Raw genomic sequence first — 2,553 nt, 5'->3', positions numbered from 1 at the left:
GCCTGCGGCATCGTCAGCGGCAGAGTTGATGCGTTTGCCGGTGCCCAGACGCTCCATGGCGGTGGACAGCATGCTGTTGGATTTATTCAGCGCGTTGATGGAGGACATGGAAGAGCCGCTGGTGAAAATAGATAATGCCATTTTTTATTCTCCTTGATGAACCTGATTTTCAGTCTCCTGACTGTTGTATGGAGATAAAACGACACCTGCACTATTAAAATTAAATCTATTTTTATTTTTTACCTGCCCACATCCTCTTTATACAACAGGCAATGTTAGTGCATTAATAGTCATTCTCATTGGCAATAACAAAATATTAAAAGGGCAAATATTAAAAACCATAGCGACAAAATTAAGATAAATCTTAAATGAAGAAACCAATAAAAAATCACCTTCTATCTCTTTAAAAAAAAGGCCAATAACGTTAATAACACGCTCGAGTGAAAACATCGTTTTCACATCTAAAATCATCCATATAACATTCACCTCCTGCACTCATATTTATTAACTTCCCCTCATGTTATTTAATAATTCAGGCCGAGAATTGTCTTAAAACACATTGCGAATCACACTTTTATAGCGTAAAAAAGGGACCAGGAAGTTTTTCTTCCTGGTTCCGGTCTTAAAAACCACACTTTTTCTTCCGCTTTTGGACCGTTGAATCCGTCACAGGGCATAAGAACAGGCCGTTCTTCCGTTCCCTCCGCAGCGAGCGGCTGTTCAGTGATGAATACTAAATGGACTTAATGATGACGAATGTATTCGTGGCGCTCACGCATAAGCCTCACGATATCCGTTAATTATTATAGGAATGGCTGCAGCCAAAAAAAAATGAATAAACGCTACTGCGCTGTGAATAACTGGCTGATTGATATTAGCTCCGGCTCGATTCTTCATTTAACCAGTGGGGAACGAAAACGCCTCGGCGAATATCAATTAAAACTGCTGGATACGCTCATTCAACATGCCGGAGAAATTCTCACCAGAGAAGAGCTGACCACGCTTGTTTGGGAACGAAGAGTTATTGGCAATAATAGTTTGCCGAACGCCATTCATGCTTTACGCACGGCGCTTGAAGATGACGGAAAACAGCAAAAGATAATCAAAACCATACCTCGAAAAGGTTATTTGCTGGAAGCCGATTATTGCAATGTTATTGAAAAAGATGAAGAAGAAGTTCTTGATACTTCAGCCGATGCGCTGCTAAGCGAAGCCGTATTCTATGAAGACCCGGTCGTTCTGGAAGCCGACGTTGCGGAAGAAAAACTCGCGGGGCCGGAACCCGCTTTCGTTGTTGTTGAAAGCCCAAACGGCGTGCCGGTAAAAACTCGCGCTCGCTGGTGGCAGGGTTTTCCCTGGATGACCTCGCTGATGGTCGTCGTCGTACTTATCGCTGCCTTTTCGACGTGGCGCTATTTTGAGTTCAGCGATCATCGTCTGCAGTATGAAGAGCAGGAAAGCAACGTCTACAGCAATATTCGTCTCTACGAAATTGCCCCCTTAAGCCATGCAGTCAACAGTAAAGATCAGCTTTATAACAAGCTAAAAGGCACGCTTTACCAGATGAATTTGCTGCTTAAGAGTCAGTCTATCGTGATGGATGTGTATTATCAGAGCATCGATCAGACGCTCAATTACACCTTTTCGTTGAAAAGCAGCTGCGAAAATAAACAGTTGGCAATGGCAATCTACCACTGGCGCATCGATATCAGCCAGCTCAACAACTTAATCCTGCGTGAAACGCGAAGAAAACTGGGTGAAATGGAGGGCTGCAGCGTTGGCTAAATGGATCCTGAGTACCTTAATGACGTGCCTGATATTGAGCACGCTCGGTTTTTACAGCTGGTCTCAGAGCAACACGCCGCCCGGGCACCAGATTACCGTCGATGTCCAAATGGGCTTTTATGACCTGATGTCGCGGCGAAAAGAGGTTTATGACTCGCACATGGAGATGGTCAATAACACGATTTTAACGACCATCACCAGCCCGGACGATCCGCGTTTTATACTCAAAGGGAAGTTTACCCAAACCGACATGCGCCAGGGGCGGCAGTGGTTCTCATGGTCACCGATTTACTACAGCACCGCCAGCAAAGGGTTAATGATCGACGGCCTGGTAGACTTAATGATGAATATGGATGTCTGGATGCAGCCGCTAAAACTCAACGGGCAGCCGCTGGTGGTGGGCCAGAGCGGGATTATCTTCCTTTATCCATTGCAGTGATAATTTCCCTTTCAATTCGGCTATCTCTTAGTCACAAATACGCCCTCTGTATGATTGGCTAAGGTTCCGTTCACTTCCAGTCCTGTTTCATATGTCACTACCGAACCGGTGAACGACTCGGGGAAGTCACCGTCACTTCCCCGAGACCCCGGACTCCCGGCCAAATAAATCGACCGCTAAAGCGGCAGACCTCCGTTTTATCTCCCAGTCCTGGGTCGGCTGAGACGCGTTCCCGACGCTCTCAGCCTCCGGCCGTTCCCGACGGCCGGACCCTGGCCAGTCGGAGAGAAAACGGAGGCGATTTAAGCCGGAACCGAGCCTCGCTTCTT

The 2,553-nt window shown here is 46.5% G+C and carries 3 protein-coding genes; 2 read left to right on the top strand and 1 reads right to left on the bottom strand.

Translation table 11 applies throughout. The annotated features are described in order from the left end of the window. Window positions 1-141, bottom strand: a 141-nt coding sequence (locus ACE38U_RS22335) for a flagellin N-terminal helical domain-containing protein (RefSeq protein WP_445986273.1), incomplete at its 3' end; no start/stop codon positions are given. 690 nt (window positions 142-831) lie between these two features. Here ACE38U_RS22335 and ACE38U_RS22330 point away from each other — a divergent pair. Both ACE38U_RS22330 and ACE38U_RS22325 read left to right on the top strand, forming a co-directional pair. Then, the gene (locus ACE38U_RS22330; RefSeq protein WP_038474837.1) at window positions 832-1,785 is read left to right on the top strand and encodes a transcriptional regulator; all 954 of its coding nucleotides are present in this window, start codon (window positions 832-834) and stop codon (window positions 1,783-1,785) included. A 19-nt stretch (window positions 1,786-1,804) separates the two neighbouring features. Then, complete coding sequence (locus tag ACE38U_RS22325; protein ID WP_038482859.1) at window positions 1,805-2,224, top strand: hypothetical protein; 420 nt, start codon at window positions 1,805-1,807, stop codon at window positions 2,222-2,224. The last annotated feature ends 329 nt before the right edge of the window (window positions 2,225-2,553 follow it).

Source organism: Cedecea selenatireducens, from assembly GCF_042138895.1.
GTDB classification, from domain to species: domain Bacteria; phylum Pseudomonadota; class Gammaproteobacteria; order Enterobacterales; family Enterobacteriaceae; genus Cedecea; species Cedecea selenatireducens.
This window is presented reverse-complemented; position numbering and strand designations above follow the sequence as displayed.

What these genes read in the sequence shown, in the direction of transcription:
- ACE38U_RS22325 (WP_038482859.1), top strand. Translation starts at nt 1,805, where the DNA reads ATGACGTGCCTGATATTGAGCACGCTCGGTTTTTACAGCTGGTCTCAG.
- ACE38U_RS22330 (WP_038474837.1), top strand. Translation starts at nt 832, where the DNA reads ATGAATAAACGCTACTGCGCTGTGAATAACTGGCTGATTGATATTAGC.